The organism is Vogesella mureinivorans (assembly GCF_007644035.1).
GTDB classification, from domain to species: domain Bacteria; phylum Pseudomonadota; class Gammaproteobacteria; order Burkholderiales; family Chromobacteriaceae; genus Vogesella; species Vogesella mureinivorans.
The window spans coordinates 1-353 of the sequence record NZ_VMTV02000200.1 but is presented as its reverse complement, the minus strand read 5'-3'; the positions used below and the strand labels follow the sequence as shown (position 1 = coordinate 353).

Annotated in this window: 1 protein-coding gene; it reads left to right on the top strand. The window is 66.6% G+C overall.

Going from position 1 to position 353, the window contains the following annotated elements; translation table 11 throughout:
• A partial coding sequence (locus FLQ44_RS07790; protein WP_206208736.1) for a translation initiation factor IF-2 N-terminal domain-containing protein occupies window positions 1–353 on the top strand: 353 nt, incomplete at both ends.

The following is a 353-nucleotide window of genomic DNA, read 5'->3' as shown; positions in this document are numbered from 1 at the left end:
GTCGCCGACCTGGCCCAGAAGCTCGCGCTGAAGGGCGCCGAGGTGGTCAAGGCCCTGTTCAAGATGGGCGTGATGGCCACGATCAACCAGACCATCGACCACGACACCGCCGTGCTGGTTGTCGAAGAGCTCGGCCACACTGCGGTGCGCGCCAGCGAAAACGATGTGGAAGACGCGCTGATCGCGCACGTCGAGCAGACCGGCGAAGGCGAGCTGCGTCCGCCGGTGGTGACCATCATGGGTCACGTCGACCACGGCAAGACCTCGCTTCTGGACCACATCCGCCGTACCCGCGTGGCTTCGGGCGAGGCGGGCGGCATCACCCAGCATATCGGCGCCTACCACGTCGAGAC